The sequence below is a fragment of the Shewanella morhuae genome, from assembly GCF_003028295.1.
GTDB lineage: Bacteria > Pseudomonadota > Gammaproteobacteria > Enterobacterales > Shewanellaceae > Shewanella > Shewanella morhuae.
Genome location: NZ_PYSG01000002.1, coordinates 2,245,717 through 2,265,198, shown reverse-complemented (window position 1 = coordinate 2,265,198; position 19,482 = coordinate 2,245,717). Strand labels below are relative to the sequence as shown.

At 42.4% G+C, this 19,482-nt stretch carries 21 protein-coding genes and 4 tRNA genes; 12 read left to right on the top strand and 13 right to left on the bottom strand.

Annotated features, from left to right (window positions below; genetic code table 11):
- The 4 genes from C9I43_RS10440 to C9I43_RS10425 all read left to right on the top strand — a co-directional run bounded on the left by C9I43_RS10440 (nt 1) and on the right by C9I43_RS10425 (nt 3,111).
- On the top strand, nt 1-1,254 hold the full coding sequence (locus tag C9I43_RS10440; RefSeq protein ID WP_107883408.1) for an SAM-dependent methyltransferase: 1,254 nt from the start codon (nt 1-3) through the stop codon (nt 1,252-1,254).
- 48 nt (nt 1,255-1,302) lie between these two features.
- Entirely contained in the window at nt 1,303-1,878 is a 576-nt protein-coding gene (locus C9I43_RS10435; protein ID WP_107883407.1) for a DUF2878 domain-containing protein, read from the top strand.
- Nucleotides 1,879-1,942: 64 nt separating this feature from the next.
- Nucleotides 1,943-2,563, top strand: a complete 621-nt coding sequence (locus tag C9I43_RS10430) for a chalcone isomerase family protein (RefSeq protein WP_107883406.1) — start codon at nt 1,943-1,945, stop codon at nt 2,561-2,563.
- The gene (locus tag C9I43_RS10425) at nt 2,551-3,111 is read left to right on the top strand and encodes a DUF3833 domain-containing protein (RefSeq protein WP_107883405.1); all 561 of its coding nucleotides are present in this window, start codon (nt 2,551-2,553) and stop codon (nt 3,109-3,111) included. The genes C9I43_RS10430 and C9I43_RS10425 overlap by 13 nt, the downstream gene beginning before the upstream one ends.
- Before the next feature lie 243 nt (nt 3,112-3,354).
- On the opposite strand, the gene C9I43_RS10420 is transcribed toward C9I43_RS10425, so the two are convergent.
- From C9I43_RS10420 to C9I43_RS10410, 3 genes are all read right to left on the bottom strand, one after another.
- A complete protein-coding gene (locus tag C9I43_RS10420) occupies nt 3,355-3,699 on the bottom strand; it encodes a DUF3634 family protein (RefSeq protein WP_076496556.1) in 345 nt (114 codons plus the stop codon).
- A gap of 690 nt (nt 3,700-4,389) precedes the next feature.
- Nucleotides 4,390-4,465: transfer RNA gene (locus C9I43_RS10415), tRNA-Thr, on the bottom strand.
- 58 nt (nt 4,466-4,523) lie between these two features.
- Nucleotides 4,524-4,599 (bottom strand) — tRNA-Phe (locus C9I43_RS10410).
- A 533-nt stretch (nt 4,600-5,132) separates the two neighbouring features.
- On the opposite strand from C9I43_RS10410, the gene C9I43_RS10405 reads away from it, so the two are divergent.
- Nucleotides 5,133-5,510: a hypothetical protein gene (locus C9I43_RS10405; protein ID WP_107883404.1), complete on the top strand. Its 378-nt coding sequence runs from the start codon at nt 5,133-5,135 to the stop codon at nt 5,508-5,510.
- A gap of 150 nt (nt 5,511-5,660) precedes the next feature.
- Here C9I43_RS10405 and C9I43_RS10400 read toward each other — a convergent pair.
- Nucleotides 5,661-5,736, bottom strand: a tRNA-Thr gene (locus C9I43_RS10400).
- Between the two features lie 58 nt (nt 5,737-5,794).
- Nucleotides 5,795-5,870, bottom strand: a tRNA-Phe gene (locus C9I43_RS10395).
- Nucleotides 5,871-6,260: 390 nt separating this feature from the next.
- Between C9I43_RS10395 and C9I43_RS10390 the strand changes: the two genes are divergently transcribed.
- A complete protein-coding gene (locus C9I43_RS10390) occupies nt 6,261-6,812 on the top strand; it encodes a cytochrome b (RefSeq protein WP_076496557.1) in 552 nt (183 codons plus the stop codon).
- Nucleotides 6,813-6,816: 4 nt separating this feature from the next.
- Nucleotides 6,817-7,392: a YceI family protein gene (locus tag C9I43_RS10385; protein ID WP_076496558.1), complete on the top strand. Its 576-nt coding sequence runs from the start codon at nt 6,817-6,819 to the stop codon at nt 7,390-7,392.
- An 85-nt stretch (nt 7,393-7,477) separates the two neighbouring features.
- Here the strand turns inward: C9I43_RS10385 and C9I43_RS10380 are convergent, their stop codons facing one another.
- Both C9I43_RS10380 and mutY read right to left on the bottom strand, forming a co-directional pair.
- A complete protein-coding gene (locus tag C9I43_RS10380; RefSeq protein ID WP_076496559.1) occupies nt 7,478-7,756 on the bottom strand; it encodes an oxidative damage protection protein in 279 nt (92 codons plus the stop codon).
- A 2-nt stretch (nt 7,757-7,758) separates the two neighbouring features.
- The gene (gene mutY / locus C9I43_RS10375) at nt 7,759-8,850 is read right to left on the bottom strand and encodes an A/G-specific adenine glycosylase (RefSeq protein ID WP_107883403.1); all 1,092 of its coding nucleotides are present in this window, start codon (nt 8,848-8,850) and stop codon (nt 7,759-7,761) included.
- Between the two features lie 200 nt (nt 8,851-9,050).
- On the opposite strand from mutY, the gene trmB reads away from it, so the two are divergent.
- The 5 genes from trmB (at nt 9,051) to C9I43_RS10350 (ending at nt 13,523) form a co-directional block, all read left to right on the top strand.
- Nucleotides 9,051-9,767, top strand: coding sequence for a tRNA (guanosine(46)-N7)-methyltransferase TrmB (gene trmB / locus C9I43_RS10370; RefSeq protein ID WP_076496561.1), 717 nt, complete (start codon nt 9,051-9,053; stop codon nt 9,765-9,767).
- A 50-nt stretch (nt 9,768-9,817) separates the two neighbouring features.
- Nucleotides 9,818-10,144 carry a YggL family protein gene (locus C9I43_RS10365; protein WP_076496562.1) on the top strand — a complete coding sequence of 109 codons (327 nt, stop codon included), beginning with the start codon at nt 9,818-9,820 and terminating at the stop codon, nt 10,142-10,144.
- The gene (glsB, locus tag C9I43_RS10360; RefSeq protein ID WP_076496563.1) at nt 10,144-11,058 is read left to right on the top strand and encodes a glutaminase B; all 915 of its coding nucleotides are present in this window, start codon (nt 10,144-10,146) and stop codon (nt 11,056-11,058) included. Before C9I43_RS10365 ends, glsB begins: the two co-directional genes overlap by 1 nt.
- Before the next feature lie 280 nt (nt 11,059-11,338).
- Nucleotides 11,339-12,154, top strand: a complete 816-nt coding sequence (locus C9I43_RS10355; protein ID WP_107883402.1) for a YggN family protein — start codon at nt 11,339-11,341, stop codon at nt 12,152-12,154.
- Between the two features lie 427 nt (nt 12,155-12,581).
- Nucleotides 12,582-13,523 (top strand): LysR family transcriptional regulator, encoded by a 942-nt coding sequence (locus C9I43_RS10350; protein ID WP_076496565.1) that lies wholly within the window; start codon nt 12,582-12,584, stop codon nt 13,521-13,523.
- Between the two features lie 652 nt (nt 13,524-14,175).
- Here C9I43_RS10350 and C9I43_RS10345 read toward each other — a convergent pair.
- From C9I43_RS10345 to C9I43_RS10320, 6 genes are all read right to left on the bottom strand, one after another.
- A complete protein-coding gene (locus tag C9I43_RS10345) occupies nt 14,176-16,026 on the bottom strand; it encodes a DUF885 domain-containing protein (protein ID WP_107883401.1) in 1,851 nt (616 codons plus the stop codon).
- Nucleotides 16,027-16,178: 152 nt separating this feature from the next.
- On the bottom strand, nt 16,179-17,345 hold the full coding sequence (hemW, locus tag C9I43_RS10340; RefSeq protein ID WP_107883400.1) for a radical SAM family heme chaperone HemW: 1,167 nt from the start codon (nt 17,343-17,345) through the stop codon (nt 16,179-16,181).
- On the bottom strand, nt 17,345-17,962 hold the full coding sequence (rdgB, locus tag C9I43_RS10335; protein ID WP_076496568.1) for an RdgB/HAM1 family non-canonical purine NTP pyrophosphatase: 618 nt from the start codon (nt 17,960-17,962) through the stop codon (nt 17,345-17,347). The genes hemW and rdgB overlap by 1 nt, the downstream gene beginning before the upstream one ends.
- A gap of 139 nt (nt 17,963-18,101) precedes the next feature.
- On the bottom strand, nt 18,102-18,536 hold the full coding sequence (locus C9I43_RS10330; RefSeq protein WP_107883399.1) for a DUF4426 domain-containing protein: 435 nt from the start codon (nt 18,534-18,536) through the stop codon (nt 18,102-18,104).
- Nucleotides 18,537-18,622: 86 nt separating this feature from the next.
- Nucleotides 18,623-18,922, bottom strand: coding sequence for a DUF167 family protein YggU (gene yggU, locus C9I43_RS10325; RefSeq protein ID WP_107883398.1), 300 nt, complete (start codon nt 18,920-18,922; stop codon nt 18,623-18,625).
- The gene (locus tag C9I43_RS10320; RefSeq protein ID WP_076496571.1) at nt 18,922-19,470 is read right to left on the bottom strand and encodes a YggT family protein; all 549 of its coding nucleotides are present in this window, start codon (nt 19,468-19,470) and stop codon (nt 18,922-18,924) included. The genes yggU and C9I43_RS10320 overlap by 1 nt, the downstream gene beginning before the upstream one ends.
- Nucleotides 19,471-19,482: the final 12 nt, after the last annotated feature.

Here is a 19,482-nt window from a genome sequence, read left to right as displayed (position 1 = left end):
ATGGAAAATACTGCTTCGCAAACCTCAATCACCACAGAGAAACTGCCCGACAGTATTGCGCGTAAGGTGTTACTTAAGGCGCTTGAAAGCTTACCTCATGGCTGTTTGACTTTAGTTGAAGGCGATAAGAGTTATCGTTTTGGTGAGGCTCAAACTGATTTGCATGCCACCTTGGTGGTTAAGCATCCGAGTTTTTATCGCCAAGTGATGCTTGCCGGTTCTATTGGCGCGGGTGAGGGCTATATCCAAGGCCATTGGACCAGCCCTGATTTAACTAAAGTGGTGCAATTGTTTGCCCGTAATTTAGCTTTGCTTGATAGGATTGAGGCCAAATTCTCTTGGTTAACAGGAACAATAAACCGAGTTAAGCATGTACTTAATCGTAATTCACAAGAGGGTTCAAAGCGTAATATTCTTGCCCATTATGATTTAGGTAATGCTATGTATGAGCAATTTCTTGACCGAGAAATGCTGTATTCCAGTGCGCTTTATCCCCATGAAGAAGCCAGTTTACAAGAGGCGCAGCAGTTTAAGTTAATGACTATCTGTGAGCGACTCGATTTACAACCGGGCCAAACTCTATTGGAAATCGGTACCGGTTGGGGAGCTTTGGCAATTTATGCGGCCAAACATTATGGCGTACATGTGACGACGACAACGATTTCTGATGCTCAATATGCCTACGCCAAAGCGCGTGTCGAACAGGAAGGGTTAAGCGATAAAGTTACCCTGTTAACGGAGGATTATCGCAATCTTACGGGCGAATATGACAGAGTTGTTTCCATCGAAATGATTGAAGCGGTAGGGCATGAATATTTACCCGGTTTCTTTAAAAAGCTGGAATCACTGTTAAAACCCGATGGGCGCATGTTGCTGCAAGCCATTACGATTGCTGACCAACGTTACGATAGCTATCGCAAAGGCGTTGATTTTATTCAACGGTATATTTTCCCGGGTGGCTGCTTACCTTCGGTTAGCCAAATGGCCGGTCATATTGCCAAGCAAACGGATATGGTGGTGTGGTCGCTCAATGATATGGGGCTTGATTACGCTAAAACCTTAAAGCATTGGCATGAGAATTTTGATCATGCCATAGATGAAATCCGCACATTAGGCTATGGCGAAGACTTTATCCGCATGTGGAAATTCTACTTAAGTTATTGTGAAGGTGGATTTTTAGAGCGTACGACTAGCACTGTACATTTGGTTGCAGTGCGTCCTGATTATCGTCTGCCCGCGGCACAATCACTGTAGTGGGAGGAGACCACCACATCAGGTTACTTAGGCATCAGTGAGGAAAAAATGAAATCGATGTTAGCTAACTCTCGCCACCTTCCGAAACATCAGGGTTTTGTTCTTTACAATGCCCTGAGTTTTCAAGTTGTATGGTGGTCTAGTGTGCTTTGGCTTAATTTGTCGCTTGTACTGACAATACCGCTGCTATTCGTGCATTTTATTTTATTGTCTTCATCGGGAAAGGCGCAATATCGCAAAATAGATTTAGGCTTGATGTTGAAGATTGCTGCTTTGGGAATAGGCATAGACACAGTGCTGTCAGTTTTAGGCGTGTTTGAGTTTGCTGTTTTTCCTTGGTGGCTTGGCTGTCTATGGTTGCACTTTTCGTTGAGTTTGAATCATAGTTTGGCTTTCATACGGCCTTTACCTCTGATATGTCAGGCGCTCATCGGCGGCATATTTGGCACATTAAGTTATTTGGCTGGGGCGCAGTTCCATGCTGTGAATTTACCCTATGGCACTGTGGTTTCGGCGTTAATTCTATTTGTTGTTTGGTCTATTTTACTGCCATTTGCGGTTCAATGTGCTAATCCATATGGTTTCAATCGTCGCTCTAAAGCTCGCTCTTTTACGATATTTTGATATTAATTAAATGGGTTAGCGCATGCTAAATGTGAGTAATATTTGGCAGTAAAGGAGAATTTCTATGGCAGTGATTTTAAACCGTTATTACAACTTAAAGCTTAGTTTATCTTTTCTTAACTCAAGCGGGTTAGGCTTACTGCTGCTTACTCTATTCACTGTGCCTTTAGCCGCACGAGAGGGGGATACTTTAGCGTCAACAACTGTCGTTGTTGAAAGTTCAGAGGTTAGCGAGCCTACGCAGAATTTCCTCGAAGTGGGCCGTGGAGAAATGGATTGGCTGTGGTTTAGTTTATATAAAGCCAAACTGATGACGCTAACGGGTCGTTATCAACAGGGACAATATCCTCTACTACTGGACATTGAATATTACCGAGATATTGCAGCCGAAGATCTGTTACAAGCGACGCGGGAACAATGGCAGCATTTACAGTTTTCTGCCGATGATATTAAACGTTGGCAAAGTTTATTAACTGCGACTTGGCCCGATGTGAAACCGGGCGATCATTTAAGCTTTAAGGTTATCGATGAGCAAACCAGTCAGTTTTTCTTTAACCAACAACCATTAGGTGTTATGCATGATGCGAATTTCTCTGCAGCATTTTTAGCCATTTGGCTATCTAAAGACACCAGCCGTCCGAGTTTGCGGGCGCAATTACTCGGAGAAAAATCATGCGATTGTTAAACACCTTGATGGGTAAAAAATTGATGGGTAGAAAGTTATTTTTAGGCTGCTTAATGATAGGTTGGCTATCGAGTTGCTCCTCAGTGGAAGTCACTGATTATAAAGATACTACCCCGACATTGGTGTTGGAATCATTTTTTAACGGTCCTTTAAAAGCTTCTGGAGTCGTGCATGATTTTAGTGGCAAAGTGATCCGAAAATTTAATGTCACAATGGAAGCCAACTGGCAGGGGAATGAAGGCGTTATTAATGAGTGGTTTGTCTACAATGATGGCGAAACTCAAACTCGAGTATGGAAAATTAAGGCCTTAGGCAATGGACAATACACAGGAACCGCTGGCGATATCTTAGGCACGGCATTGGGGCAATCGAGTGGGAGTGCATTACGTTGGAAATACGATATGTTGTTGCCTGTAGATGGTGATGAGTATCAGGTGCATTTCGATGATTGGATGTTCTTAGTGAATGATAATACCATTATAAATCAGAGTGATATTATTAAGTTTGGTATCACAGTTGCTCAGGTCACTTTAGTTATTCAAAAATAAGATTAATTAATGGCGTTAAGTTGAGCGTTGACTCATCAATTCCGCCATCATTTTGAAATACTAACTGAAATCACCGTTCCAGTTAGGTATTTAAACCCACGTCTATTAAGCCGCGAATTTAATTAACGTCTTTTGAGTATATATTTCGCTATTTTACTGTGCACTGACCTGGTCTATTTTAAACTTGTTTAAATCACCAATGATGCTAAATAGTAACTACTTGATTTTTATGCCAATATAGCATTAACCCGCCTGACGGCTATTATCTATTGATTTTTTATCGTAATACTCAAACGGAAATAAATTACGAATTCTTTGTTTCACATTGTCACTCACGTTGGCAGAAATGTGTAAGCGTACCTCTCCAGATTTTTCAGCTCTAACAGTGCACGTGAGTTTTTCGGTTTTGGCAATTTGGCGACATTCGCGCTCGAACCGTTCGGGGATCTTGCCTTTATGTTGAGTCATACGGCCATCTTTAAAACGTATTTCAAAAAGAGTCAGCCCTTTTTTGCCACCAAATATCAGCTTATAGATCAAAAATATTCCAATAGCGACAAAAATGAGTTTAAAAATATTGGCTGTCATAACGCCTCCTAGTTATGTTTATTAAGCCAAGATACCTTGTCATGGCTTGTTTTAACAGTGCGCTAACGCGCAAATTTGACTAGATAATAAAATGCACAACTAAACTCAAGCGCATGAGAGATAAACTGTTTAGGCTAATTTAGGATTTAGATAATAGATGGAATGTAACATTTTAGTCTAAACAGTTTGTGCCCACAGCTGAAAGCGAGAGTAAATCAGTTGTGATTATTGATGAGTTGTTAGCCAAAATACAGATACAAAAAAACCACTCATTGAGTGGTTTCGTTGTTTATATGGTGCCGGCACCAAGAGTCGAACTCGGGACCTGCTGGATTATTGAGAGTAAGTCAGTTACTACTCTTGATGAGTTGCTAGTTAAAATTCAGATACAAAAAAAACACTCATTGAGTGGTTTCGTTGTTTATATGGTGCCGGCACCAAGAGTCGAACTCGAGACCTGCTGGATTATTGAGAGTAAGTCAGTTGCGATTCTTGATGAGTTGCTAGCTAAAATGCAGATACAAAAAAACCACTCATTGAGTGGTTTCGTTGTTTATATGGTGCCGGCACCAAGAGTCGAACTCGGGATCTACTGGATTATCGAGAGTAAGTCAGTTGTGATTCTTGATGAGTTGCTAGTTAAAATGCAGATACAAAAAAACCACTCATTGAGTGGTTTCGTTGTTTATATGGTGCCGGCACCAAGAGTCGAACTCGGGACCTACTGATTACAAGTCAGTTGCTCTACCAACTGAGCTATGCCGGCTAAAGCATCGTAAAAAACTCTACTGAAATTATCACTTTAGAATTTATTACTTTAAAAGTGGTGCCCGAACCCGGAATCGAACCAGGGACACGAGGATTTTCAATCCTCTGCTCTACCGACTGAGCTATTCGGGCAACTAACTAAGCGTTAGTTAACTACTACAAACTAAGTCGTAAGGACCTTCTTTGTTCGAAGTGCGCGTATAATATAGTGCTCGCTTTAGCTGTGCAAGCCCTTTTTAAATGACTGATTAACTATTGAACAGAATTTGAATATTTATGTGAGACTTCCGCTTTTCTGGTATTAAGTCGTCGAAATTTTCAGCATTTTAATCGTTATGGTGCTTCCTTTGGATTGATTAGATTAACCTCAGCCCCCGTTTATGTTGTGTTTCAAGAAGGGAAATTAACGCTAAGTCATTTAGCTTATGCGAAGAGGTGACACTGACCACGAAGATTAATTAGCGTTATAGCGCTTTTATTGACAGGCAGATTGTAATTATATTTGTCAGTAACTAAGCAAGACTGGCATCGGCTGTTCGAACAATCAAGAGTAGAACTCGGGAGCTACTGGATTATCGAGAGTAAGTCAGTTACTACTCTTGATGAGTTGCTAGTTAAAATACAGATACAAAAAAAAACACTCATTGAGTGGCTTGGTTGTTTATATGGTGCCGGCACTAAGAGTAGAACTCGGGATCTACTGGATTATCGAGAGTAAGTCAGTTACTACTCTTGATGAGTTGCTAGTTAAAATACAGATACAAAAAAACCACTCATTGAGTGGTTTCGTTGTTTATATGGTGCCGGCACCAAGAGTCGAACTCGGGATCTACTGGATTATCGAGAGTAAGTCAGTTGCGATTCTTGATGAGTTGCTAGTTAAAATACAGATACAAAAAAACCACTCATTGAGTGGTTTCGTTGTTTATATGGTGCCGGCACCAAGAGTCGAACTCGGGAGCTACTGGATTATCGAGAGTAAGTCAGTTGCGATTCTTGATGAGTTGCTAGTTAAAATACAGATACAAAAAAACACTCATTGAGTGGTTTCGTTGTTTATATGGTGTCGGCACTAAGAGTAGAACTCGGGAACTACTGGATTATCGAGAGTAAGTCAGTTGCGATTCTTGATGAGTTGCTAGTTAAAATACAGATACAAAAAAACCACTCATTGAGTGGTTTCGTTGTTTATATGGTGCCGGCACCAAGAGTCGAACTCGGGACCTACTGATTACAAGTCAGTTGCTCTACCAACTGAGCTATGCCGGCTAAAGCATCGTAAAAAACTCTAATTAAACAATCACTTTAGAGTTTATTACTTTAAAAGTGGTGCCCGAACCCGGAATCGAACCAGGGACACGAGGATTTTCAATCCTCTGCTCTACCGACTGAGCTATTCGGGCAACTAAACTAAGTGTTAGTTTACTACTTTGAACTCTCGGTCTAAGCCATCTCGTTCGAAGTGCGGCTATATTAGCGAGGGAGTTTGACCTCTGCAAGTGCTTTTTCCCAATTAATAACTCGTTCGGCGGTTTAATGTGCATCTTGGCTGTTTTTTATCTCTTATTTCTGTTAATTCAGGTCAATTTCATTCGTTGACTGTACTTTTTAAGGCAGAGGGATGCTGATGTTTACTATAGATTTATGCTCATAAATCCTAATTATTGGCTATCTTTCTAAAATTTAGAAAGATATGGGCGATTTTTACTGATTTTAGTTTTCAAATTTAGACCTATGATAATGAATATTATTTCATGGATGGCATGAAGAAAGTGCGAGTACGGAGTCGCAGTATGTTTCGAAATAATCAGTTTGCTTATGGGGTAACCGCAATTGTGACTCATTGGCTGAGCGCAATCGTCGTGATTGGGTTGTTTGCCCTAGGAGTGTGGATGGTGGAGTTAACCTACTACAGCACTTGGTACAAAACAGCGCCGCATCTACATAAGAGTATCGGTATTTTACTCTTGGCAGTGACGTTATTCCGCTTATTGTGGCGCTTAGTTAACCCTAAACCCGTATCAGAGGCGAATCATCAGCTTTGGGAGAAAAAGGCGGCTCACATTGCGCATTTAGCCATTTATGTCTTACTGCTGGTGATTATGTTTGCTGGGATTCTTATTTCAACGGCAGAAGGGCGTGGAATTATGTTGTTTGACTGGTTTGAACTACCCGGATTTGGCCCTTTTTTTGAAAACCAAGCTGATATAGCAGGCGATATCCATCAATACGCTGCTTATAGCTTAATCGCACTAATCGTGATCCACGCTGCTGGTGCGTTAAAGCATCACTTTATCGATAAAGACGCAACTTTACTCAAAATGATTAAATTTAATCGAGGATAATACAATGAAAAAGCAACTGTTAAGCGCACTGATTGGTGCATCTCTATTGGCTCCGATGGCGGCTTCTGCGGCAGACTATGTCATTGACCGTGAAGGAGCACATGCCTCTATTACCTTCAAAGTAAGTCACTTAGGTTATAGCTATGTCGTTGGTCGCTTTAATGATTTTAGCGGTGACTTTAGCTATGACGCAGCTAAACCCACTGCGGCTAAAGTGAATGTGACAGTCAATACGCTCAGTGTGGATTCAAACCACGCCGAGCGTGACAAGCATATTCGTAGCGCTGATTTCCTTAACACGAGTCAATTTGCGCAAGCGACGTTTACCTCAACCACAGTTGAAGATAAAGGTAATGGCGATTTAGTGATTAACGGTAACTTAACCTTAAACGGTGTCACTAAGCCATTAGCGATCAATGCCCATGCAGTGGGCGAAGGTCAAGATCCTTGGGGTGGTTACCGTGCAGGCTTTACTGGCACCACTACGTTTGCGATGAAAGATTTCGGTATCAAAATGGATTTAGGTCCAGCATCAAGCCATGTTGAGTTAGACCTTGTGGTTGAAGGCGTGCGTAAGTAACGTTTAGTTATTCTTCATTAGATGAATAAAAAAAGCGCCGAAAGGCGCTTTTTTTGGGGCTTTATTGTTAAGTTAACGACAATAATTAATCTTGGTCTTTTTCAGGCACAAAACCTTCAATTTCTACTTCTTTACCTTCAAATAGGAAAGCGGTCATTTGTTCTTCAAGAAACTTGCGATCTTCAACATTCATCATGTTGAGTTTTTTCTCGTTGATCAGCATGGTTTGCTTTTTTTGCCATAGGCCCCAAGCTTCTTTGCTGATGTTATCAAAAATGCGTTTACCTAATTCACCTGGATACAGTTGAAAGTCTAGGCCGTCGGCTTCTTTATCTAAATATACGCAATTGACTGTACGCGCCATGATTATTCCTTACTGACTGCGGATTGAATGAGTGATCCCAAATTGGCTAGCACGCGCTCAGTAGCAGCGGCGAGTCCCACTTTGGAAGGATGACTTATGTTATACCAGAGTGACTGGTTTTGTTCCATGACAGCGTCCACGCTCTCTATATCGCCGTGAGTTTTATCCAAATTAAGCATCATGGGCTGAATATCTAAATGAAAGTGGCTAAATATATGCCTAAAGCCGGTTAACCATTCAAGCTGCTGCGTTGCAAACCCTTGCTCTTCGAGGTGAGTTTCTAGGGCGGCTTGGGTGGCAAACTCAGGGAAACACCAAAGTCCACCCCAGATCCCCGCTGGCGGACGTTTAGCTAAAAACACTTCATTTTTTTTGACCAGCACTAACATCCACGCTGCTTTGGTTGGTATGGTTTTTTTAGGCTTTTTGCCAGGGAAATCAGTTTGTCTGCCAATAAGCTGTGCTTTGCAATCAATTGCCACAGGGCAAGCGGCACAGCTAGGTTTGCTACGGGTGCAAATACTGGCACCGATATCCATCATAGCTTGATTATATTTCTGAATATCTTGCTTTGGCGTATAGGTATCGGTCAGTTGCCACAGTTGCGCTTCAACTGTTTTTTGGCCTGGCCAACCAGCAATGGCGCCGTGTCTTGCCAGCACACGTTTCACGTTGCCGTCGAGAATAGGGTGATGTTGTCCCAGTGATAATGATAATACTGCACCTGCGGTCGAGCGCCCTATACCCGGCAGGGCGAGCACTTGTTCAAAATTTGTTGGAAATAATCCCTGATAATCGTCGCGGATGATCTTGGCTGCCTTATGCAAATTACGCGCTCTCGCGTAATAACCAAGACCAGTCCAATGATGCAGCACTTCATCATCTGGCGCGTTAGCGAGTGCTAACACATCGGGGAAACGCGCCATAAATTTAAGATAATAGGGAATAACCGTCGCAACCTGAGTTTGTTGCAGCATGATCTCAGAAACCCATACGCGATATGGGGTTTTATCTTGCTGCCAAGGAAGGGTTTTACGACCGTGATTGTCGTACCAAGAGACGATACGTGTAGCAAAGGAGGCTGTAGATTTCATCGGCGCAGTGTAGCGGCAGTTCCCTTCCTAGACAAGCGCCAAAGACATGTCATATAGAGGTTAATAAACCGAAAGTCATACTAAATTCGCACTCTCAAATAATCTTGGTATACTTTCGCCCCATTAGTGCTTGCACTGTATGTTGAACTTTGGATAATGCCCTTCTTTTATGAGTGTGTTGTCCACTAGACGAGGCAAAAATGAGCGAAGTTACTACCGCTGAATTTAATGAAGAAGGCAAGTATCTGCGTAAGATCAGAAGCTTTGTCCTAAGAGAAGGTCGCTTAACTAAAGGTCAAGCACACGCTATTGACAGTCAGTGGCCAGCCATGGGTTTAGATTACAGCCCAACGCCATTGGTACTGAGTGACGTTTTTGGCCGTGAAGCTGATACAGTGCTAGAAATTGGTTTTGGCATGGGCGCCTCTTTAGTGCAAATGGCTAAAGACGCACCAGAGCAAAATTTCATTGGTATTGAAGTGCATAAACCGGGTGTCGGTTCTTGCTTAAGCGATGCAGCCATTGCAGAGGTGACTAATTTACGTGTGTATCACCACGATGCCATGGAAGTATTAGAGCATGCGATTGCTGACAGTTCATTAGCTCGAGTGCAATTGTTTTTTCCAGATCCTTGGCATAAGAAACGTCACCATAAGCGCCGTATCGTGCAAGCTGAATTTGCAGAGCTTATCCGCGGTAAGCTAAAAATAGGTGGCGTGTTCCATATGGCAACCGATTGGGAAGAATATAGCGAACATATGCTGGAAGTGATGCAAGCAGCGCCTGGTTATAAAAACCAGTCGAGTGACGGCACTGTGGTGCCACGCCCTGATCATCGTCCACTGACAAAGTTTGAAGCCCGCGGCCATAGACTTGGCCACGGTGTATGGGATCTCATGTTTGAGCGTATTGCTTAAATTAAATCTTTCAATTAATTAGTTTTTTTAACAAAACGGGGAAAATCTTTATGGCAACTAATCGTAGCCGTCGTTTACGTAAGAAAATGCGCGTTGATGAATTCCAAGAGTTAGGTTTTGATATGGCTTGGTCTTTTGATGCATCAATATCTGAAGCTGATATCGATGCAACGGTAGATAAATTCATCGAAGAAGTGATTGAAGTCCGTAAGTTAGGTTTCCACGGTGGTGGTCACATTGAATGGGAAGGCATTATTGCAACCCAAACTATCGGCAAATGTACTGAAGAAGACGTCGCGGCTGTTAAGGCTTTCTGGGCTAAGCAAAACGTGTCTCAGCTTGAAGTTAGCGAACTGTACGACATCTGGTGGGGATAATGCCCGAGTTGGCATTACTTGAGGAAGTGGTCGACAAAGTTCGACCCTTGCTCGGCCAAGGAAAGGTTGCAAATTATATCCCCGCACTCGCCAGTGTTGATGCTGGCAAATTAGGTATTGCCGTCACAACCGTTGATGGCAATACCTTAGGTGCGGGTGATTATCTTGAGCCATTCTCGGTTCAAAGTATCTCCAAAGTTTTCAGCTTGACCTTAGCGTTAACGTTATATGAAGAAACCGAAATCTGGAGTCGTGTAGGCAAAGAGCCTTCGGGTCATTCATTCAACTCGTTAGTCCAAGTCGAATTAGAACGTGGCAAACCACGAAACCCATTTATCAATGCTGGCGCGTTAGTGATTGCTGACTTATTACAGAGCCGTTTAGGAGCGCCTAAACACAGAATGCTCGAGTTAGTTAGGCAGCTTAGCCAAAATGATAAAGTGAGTTTTGATAAACTAGTGGCCGATTCAGAATATCAACACAGCGCGCGCAATGCGGCGATTGCTTATTTAATGAAGTCGTTTGGAAATTTTCAAGGTGATGTTGATACAGTGCTGCGCACCTATTTTCATTATTGCGCTCTAAAGATGAATTGTGCTGACTTGTCCAAAGCCATGTTGTATTTGGCTAATCGCGGCAAAAGCATTACAGGGACTGAACTGATTTCTCCGGTACAAACTCGGCAGCTTAATGCTCTGTTGGCGACCTCTGGTTTATATGACGGTGCGGGTGAGTTTGCCTATCGTGTCGGTATGCCGGGTAAAAGTGGCGTCGGTGGCGGTATCATTGCCGTTATTCCTGGAGAACTGTCGATTTGCGTTTGGTCGCCAGAGCTTGATAACCATGGTAATTCACTTGCTGGCACAGCCATGCTTGAGCATTTAAGCCAACGTCTTGGCCGATCTATTTTCTAATCATCACCGCATTGTTACCATATTAGTACCTTAGTTTATCTAGTTGTAAAATAAGGTACTATTTTTAGCGAAATAGTGTGGTAAATAGTGCTTTTGATAAAACCTTGTAGAGTTACAATGCTCGATTTTTTATTTAAAGTACTTTAAATCAATTTGTTACGATTCTGGCATGTATTCTGCTAAAGATTGCCTAGTTATAGTTAATACCATTAGTTGGGCACTCATTTCGTTTATTGGGCCATTTAATTCAAAGGCCACTTCATTTACAGGAATCGTCAATATGAACATAAATATCGTTAGTGGATTGGTGTTATCAGCCGTGTTATTTGGCATGGGTAGCGGGCAATCGACCTTTGCTATGTCGTTTACCGCAGACAAGCGCTGCGACGTGGCGCTTAATTATGATATTAACATTGAACCTAAAAAAGTTATTGTGAGCGATAACGGAGCTGAACAATATCGTATCGATAGCAATAAATTATTTGTGCAAGGTAAGCTGGTTAAGTTAAATGATAAACAGCAACAGTTAGTTAGCCAATATGGCGCAGATGTGTCAACACAAGTCCCCGAAGTGGTGAGCTTAGTGAATGATGGCGTGACACTCGCAACGCAAGCGGTGAGTATGGCGCTCACCCCGCTATTGGGTGATGCCTCAGGTGTACAGATTGATAAGATCATGGATGGCGTACAGAAAAGAGTCGATGGCATAGCCCATCAAGATGGCAATAACTTCTATTTAAGTGCCACAGAAGGTTCAATTCAGGATTCTTTTAACAATGAATTTGAGGCTGAAATGGGCCAGATAGTACAAGGCTCATTAGGTACGATTATGATGACTATGGGTGGACAGTTAATGTCTGCTGATGGCGGCTCTTTTGAGGCGAAAATGAATGCTTTTTCTAAAAAAATTGATGGTTTAGGTAAGGGTATTGAAAAGCAAATTGAATCACAATCTGACGCCTTAAAATTACGCGCAGATAAAGTGTGCGCTAATATGGAATCACTATTGGTACTAGAGAGGCAAGTGCGCCAAGAGGTGCCAGAACTTGCACCGTTTCCCTTAACAAAAGCCACTTCGCCAACGGTATTAAAATAAAGTATTTTACGCAATTAGCGATGTGTTTTAAGTAGAAGTCATTCGTTATGCCTTATCATTCAAGCCCCTGCACTTACTCGTGCCAGGGGCTTTATTTTAATATGATTGAATATGAGGTTAAATCGCCTGTAATACGAATGACTGAGTGGGTTAAGCACTTAACATGACATCACTTACGCTAATTTGGCGTTGAATGTTACATTTTGCAGAGTAATGTTTGGTATACTCTTAAAATATAATTAAAAGCTGGCATATCAGTCAGATATTACTCCTACTTTAGTGGATGTTTTTGGTGTAAATCTTCGCCTTTTGTTCGTTAAATGCGAGATTTCAATGCTGTGGTTATTTTTAAGCAAAGATTGCGCTAAATCATTGTCAATGAACCAAAAATTAATATTATTGTCGTAAACAGCTTAAGGCGACTTCCATGTTAGAACTATTAGAACCTATTGCGATTTTTACCCATGTGGCCAGAGCTGGTAGTTTTAGTGCCGCCGCAAGAAGGCTTGGAATTTCTAAGTCAAAGGTTAGTACACAAGTCGCCGATCTTGAGCATAAACTTGGTGTTCAATTAATCCAACGTACAACGCGCAGTTTAAGTTTGACTGAAGCAGGGCATTTATTGTACCTACAGGGTGAAGAGCTTCTACGTGATGCAGAACAAGCCATTGCTAGCGTACATAACTTAAATGATGCGACTCGCGGCGTGCTTAAAGTGGGTATTTCGCAATCATTTGGGGTGATGCATATCATTCCCGCTTTGCCATCCTTTATGGCAAAGCATCCCGAACTAGAGCTACAAGTGAGTTTACTTGACCATAAAGTTGATGTGGTGAGTGAAGGCTTAGATTTACTGTTAACTATGTCGGAACAATTACCGTTAGGTATGGTTGCAAGACCACTGATGAAGTGCCAGTTTTTATTAGTCGCCTCTCCTGGCTACATTGCTCAACATGGCGAACCTTCTCGACCAGAACAATTGGTTGACCATAATTGTTTGGTTTATCAAGGTGAGTGGCATGAGCACAGTATGTGGCAATTTAAGAAAGGTGATGATTATTGTGAAATTGGCGTATCAGGCAATTTCAGGGTCGATAATGCGCCCGCATTAAAATCTGCCGCTATCAGCGGCCTTGGCGTCGTGTATCTGGCGAGTTATCTGATGGAAGATGAAATTCAGAAAGGTACATTAGTCCCGTTACTCAAAGATTGGCAATTGACCCATCATTTACCTTTACAGGCGGTTTATCCCCGTCGTAAACACTTAGCCCCTAAGGTCAGTTCCTTTATAGAATTTATTAAAGAACACATAGGAACGCCGCCTTATTGGGATGCACCCTATGTCGAATTATTCAGTAAACGTCAGTAAAACAGAAAACATTGTTCACAAAATCGACCCTGTTGAATTGTTTGAAAATTAATCCATTTACTTTTGCTTTGTAATCAAGTGGTTGCGTTTTGTTTTTGCGTGTATTTATTAATGGTTTTTTAGTGGATCCTAAAGCTTCAAACGCTAACATTATTGAAGTCTGTTTTGATTTGAGTACAATGACAATGGTTGATTCAGAGTGACCTGAGTCCTATACATTTATTGGAAATGACCCCTTTTAATTTTTGTATGCAGGTCAGCATTAATGCAATTCTGGAGCACCGCCAACAGAAGTTTGAGAACTAAAACCATGTTGGCTTTAAACCATCATCCTAGTTTTTGGTTTACCTCAGCTTTATTGCTGAGGTAATTTTTTATGGATGATCTGGATCTTATAAAAAATTTACTCCTTATTTTTAGTCCCGCTAAAGCCACTATTCTGTTTTAAGTGATGTGAAGACCTGTGTCAGTCCACACATAAAGCAATAGTCTAAATAAGTGGCATACCTTGAGATGGGTTGTATTATCTAGCTTGGTAATAAACCCAATAAAAAAGCCACTAAAAGTGGCTTTTTTATTGGACGTTGTTTAACGCTTCACTGGTATTTCTAACTATAAGACATTGGTAAAAGCGCTTTATAACTCAATACTATTAAGCTTTTCTCTGCTTGGCTATCCAAATATCGACTTGTTGCTCTAATACATCCAGTGGTAATGCACCGTTGGCAAGCACGAGTGTATGAAAGTCGCGGATATCAAATTGACTGCCAAGCTGTTGCTCTGCTTTATGTCTGAGTTCCTGCAGTTTAATCATGCCCACTTTATAGGCTGTCGCTTGCGATGGCATGACGATATGGCGTTCAACCATTTTCACCGCATCTGATTTAGCATTTGGCGTATTATCCACGTAATAGGCAATGCCTTGCTCGCGCGTCCACTTTTTAGTATGGATACCCGTATCAACGACTAAGCGACATGCACGCCATAGCTCCATTGCTAGGCGACCAAAGTCAGAATAAGGATCGGCATAGAGTCCCATTTCTTTCGGGAAAGATTCACTATATAAACCCCAGCCCTCAATATATGCGGTATAGCCCCCAAACTTGCGAAACTTAGGGATGTTTTGCAGTTCTTGGGAAATCGCGATTTGCATATGATGCCCCGGAATACCCTCGTGGTAAGCCAATGCCTCCAGCTGATATTTTGGCATGGCTTGCATGTCATATAGGTTTGCGTAATAGCTGCCTGGGCGCGAACCATCCGGTGCCGGTTGTTCATAGAAGGCTTTACCAGCCGATTTTTCTCTAAAGGCTTCAACCTGTTTCACTATCATGGCAGCCTTAGGTTTTACTTTGAACACTTCATCCAAGCGTGATTTCATATTGTCGATGAGCTTAGTCGCCTGTGCTAAATAGGCGGCTTTGCCTTCGGTGGTATTGGGGTAGTAGAACTGGGGATCATCACGCATGAAGCTAAAAAATTGCTGTAAATCGCCTTTAAAGTTGACCTTCTTCATAATGGCGCGCATTTCATTGTGGATACGTTCCACTTCCGAAAGACCTAAGTCATGGATTTGATCGGCGGTCATATTTGTCGTTGTAGTACGAGCCAAAGCATTATTATAAAAGGCGGCGCCATTAGGGAGCTTCCAGACACCATCACGGTCATCAGCTTTGGTCGCTAAAGTTTTGACGTAAGTGATGAGCTTGTTATAGGCGGGCTCGACTTGGGTCAGTAATGCTTGCTCAGCTTGTTGAAGTAGTGCTTGCTTCTCAGTTTCTTGAATCGCTAATGCGTTCACTTTACGGCGAAAGTCTGCGAGTAGCGCGCTGTCGTCGCCCTTATCAAAAGGCGCACCTTTGATGATGTTTTGGCTGTCTGAAATCACATAAGCGAACACAAATTTAGGCGCGATAATGCCTTTATCTGCGCGAACGGTTAATACTGTCTGTAATTGACTTAAGCGTTTGGGAACGCCATTTAAGCGGCTGATATAGGCCTTGGCATCGTTGGTATCAGTGATTTGATGTTGGTTAATCAGGAAGGAGGCGATCATAGAGTGGCCGCCATACATTTGATTTACAGGGTAATTATGATAGCGCCATTGGTCATCTTCAATGTCATTTTGCAGATTTTGTTTCAGTAAGCTGAGGCTAAGATGCGTTTGTGGATCGAGTTTGGCTGCATCAATCTGATTGATTTGCACCAGTTGTTTTTTGGTGCGCTCTAGGGTTTCATCATCGGCGGCATCACCCAGTTCATCCCATTTATCATAGTCTTGCTTGATCCCCATATAAGTTTGCGAAATGGGGCTCGCCATGATGTTTTCCATGAAGATGGTTTCGAACAGAGCATTGGCTTTGTCTGATTCGGTTTGTATTACCACATTCACAGGTTCATTTGCATTGTGTAAGGTTGGCGAGGTTGATGCTGCATATGTGGGAATGGTCAGTAGAGCTGAAAGGGTCAGTGCGACTAAGCTGATTTTAGTTTTTATTGGCATGATCGGGCTTCCTAGATTGAGTTGCATCAATTCTAAAGAAGCTGAACAAAAATGTATGGATATTAATGTTAGAAAATGTGTTAGTGGTAATGCAGTTAAACTGCAACATTGACGACTAACACATTATTTTATAGCTATTTTAACGTTTAAACTCAGCAGAATTGTGTCAGTAAATCATTAACAAACATATGACCTTTACTGGTTAGTTGCCAATGTTCTGCTGATTCTGTGAGTAAACCGCGCTGTTTGGCTTTTTCCATGCCGGCGATCAATGTCTCTCTGTGCTGTCCGGTGCGCAGTTCAAATTCTTGCTTAGGGATAGGTGTCATTAAGCGCAGGCGATTCATTAAATATTCAAGCGCGCGATCTTCCTCTGCAACTTCAATCGATTCGAAGGTGTAGTTGCTGGCACTCAGATATCCCTTGGGATGTTTAATTTTTACCGTGCGTATAATGCGGTTTTCTTCTGGCAGCGTCACTTTACCGTGGGCGCCACAGCCTATGCCTAGATAATCACCAAACTGCCAGTAGTTGAGATTGTGCTTACATTGGTAACCGGGTTTTGCATAGGCGGATATTTCGTATTGCTCATACCCTAATGCCGCCAGCTTTTGCTGACCTTGCTCATAGATATGCCACAGCGCTTCGTCATCGGGCAGCTGCGGCGGTTTTGAGTGGAATAGGGTGTTGGGCTCAATCGTTAACTGATACCAAGATAGGTGCGGCGGGTTCAGCGCTGCTGCCGTGTCGATATCGGCCATGGCTTCGGCAAAACTTTGGTTGGGTAATCCATGCATTAAATCGAGGTTAAAACTCAAGTATCCCGCTTGGCTGGCTTTTTGAGCGGCGACTTGTGCCTCGTTTTGATCGTGAATACGTCCAAGTAAGTTGAGCTTATCCTTAGAAAAACTTTGTACACCGATAGATAAACGAGTCACGCCCGCTGCACGATAGGCACTAAAGTCATCGTGCTCTAAGGTGCCAGGGTTGGCTTCCATAGTGATTTCAATATTATCACTAAAGGGAATTAGCGCATTGGCACCATCGAGTATGCGTTTGATTTGCAGAGCATCGAAGAGGGATGGTGTGCCGCCACCGATAAAGATGGTATGAACTTGCCGCCCTTGGACGAGATGTAAATCTTGGCGTAAGTCTTCTAATAGTGCATCAACATAAGCTTCTTGCGGCAGCTCACCATTTTGGCCATGGGAATTAAAGTCACAATAAGGACACTTTTGTACGCACCAAGGAATATGGATGTACAGACTCAGTGGTGGCAGTTCAAGCTTTATCGCAGTAGTCACAGCAGTTGATGACATTATTGTGCATTCCCGCCAGTTAACACGCCTTGGGCTTGCATGGCCGCAATGAGTTGCACTAGGGCTTTACCGCGATGGCTTAAGGTATTTTTCTCGTTGCTGCTTAGTTCAGCTGCGCTACATTGGAAGTTTTCAGGGATAAAAATCGGATCGTAGCCGTGGCCATTTTCGCCACGCTGACTAACGTCAATTTGGCCTTCCCATGACGCTTGGCAAATAATTGGGGTTGGGTCTTTCGCGTGGCGCATATACACCAGCACGCATTGAAATCTCGCACTGCGAGGTGCAGGCTTATCTTTTAATGTCTCAAGTAGTTTTAAGACGTTATCTTGATCTTTCGCATTTTCGCCCGCGTAACGCGCTGAATAAATGCCGGGAGCGCCTTGGAGTAAATCGACTTCTAAACCTGAATCATCGGCAATGGCTGCAAGTCCGGTGATTTCGGCGGCATGCCTGGCTTTGATAATGGCGTTTTCGACAAAGGTAGTGCCGGTTTCGGCCACTTCACTGACATTAAATTTGCTCTGTGGCAGCACTGTAACACCGTAGCTTGCGAGCATTTGATCGAATTCAGCGAGTTTGCCTTTATTACCACTGGCGAGGACGATTTGTTGCATGTAACACCTATATCATTGGGGCGATTTATACTGCGGCAATGATACCCAAGCTGAGGGCTAAAGGACAGAAAAAGGGAGGGACGGTACTGGCTTGTACCGTCCAAAAGTGACTTATTATTTGCGATAACCGCAACCTAGCTTATTCGACGTAGAATTTTTGCTTAAACTGCAAATTGGTATTTAACTGGTTACCGTGCTTTATCGCGATATTGAAATTGATCTCTTGATCATCGCGGTAAGGGATTTCTGCAATATAGTAAATCGCATCACCTTCGCGGATCTCTTTGAAAGTTAAGTTGATTCGTGCATCTAGTAAATTATTAGCGACACCGGTGATTTCAACAGGCACCGCGGGTTTATTGGTTTCGCTATTATCTAGTACGGCAATATTAATAATACCTCTATAGCTACTGCGCTGAATACCATAGGATTTAGCTATGCTAGGTGTTAGGAATGTACTACCAAGAGCCATATAGTGAATATCGAAATTACCAATAGTTTCTTTTTGTTCAGCATTTGCAACGCCGCAAAGGCTCGCAGTGAGAGCGAATATAGTGAGAAGATGACGCAGCATAATGGGGTACCTTTCTGTTATGGGGTGAGTACATTTTTCAATAAATTATTGGTATTTAATGTGGCTGTTTTTCAACTGTATCAACCTTAGTTACAGTTGCTCATCAGTTCAGTAATGACACTTGGGATTAGTTTGGGGTCGATAACTCGAATTTGCTTATGCCTGCCAAGTTCACCTTTTACTATATGAATATTACTCTTTGGCACTTTAAAGGCTTTGGCTAAGTATTTGCTTAAATGGGCATTGGCTTTGCCATCTATGGGCGGCGCGGTGATGGCCACTTTTAGCTCATCACCGTGTAATCCTACAATTTGATCACGACTAGCTTTCGGCTGAATATACAGATTAAGCAGCAAGTCACCTTGCTGCAAAGTCACTGCACACATTAGATCACAGCCCAATATGGAATATATTGAGCGAGTAGCATATTGAGGAAGTTCATTCCAATGATAACCAGCATTACCGATAAATCTAAGCCACCTATAGGCGGTATTATACGGCGGATTGGTGCAAGTACAGGTTCAGTGAGTTGACCCATGACCATCACAATCGGATTATAGCCTTGGTTAAACCAACTTAAAATTGCACGTATGATGAGCATCCAGAATAATAAAACACCGGCTTTTTTGATCACAGATACGACAGCAAACATCAAAAACAACAGTATATCTATACCACCGCCAGCGATAAGACTGATCAGCAATACTTTTACAATAACAACCAGTAATGCCAGCACGAAAGATGCGGTATCAAATCGCCCTAGTGAAGGCAGAATACGGCGCATTGGCGCAATAATGGGCTGAGTCGCTTTAACAATAAACTGGCTAAATGGATTATAAAAGTCGGCTCTTGCCATTTGGAGCCAGATCCGCAAAATCACTACCATCAAGTAGAGATCGAATAGAGTGGTGATTAAAAAGGTCAATGCATTCATCGATATTTTTAC